Source organism: Enterobacter sp. UNJFSC 003 (assembly GCF_036903355.1).
Lineage (GTDB): Bacteria > Pseudomonadota > Gammaproteobacteria > Enterobacterales > Enterobacteriaceae > Enterobacter.
The window spans coordinates 1-257 of the sequence record NZ_JBAKHK010000236.1 but is presented as its reverse complement, the minus strand read 5'-3'; the positions used below and the strand labels follow the sequence as shown (position 1 = coordinate 257).

1 protein-coding gene is annotated in these 257 nt (G+C 48.6%); it reads right to left on the bottom strand.

What is annotated here, in order from left to right:
* The coding region (locus V5P19_RS23950) for a VOC family protein (protein WP_334408050.1) at window positions 1–257 on the bottom strand (257 nt) is incomplete at both ends.

Below are 257 nucleotides of genomic sequence, written 5' to 3'. Positions count from 1 at the left end.
ATAGAAAACTGCCAGTGCGCAACCTGTACCGGTTCATGCAATTTAAACAGACAAATCGGTCTGCCATTGATCATATTTTCTGACAAAAGCTCGCCACACTGTTCAAACCCGCGACGCCAGCGTTCAGCAGTGGCGTTTTGATGGCAACGCAAAGAAATGTGATCGGCAGTCAGCGGAGTGATATTCAACCCCAGACGGCGGGAAAGTTCATCTAATGCGTGGGTAAATCGCGGTAAATCCGATGCAATATCCTGCAG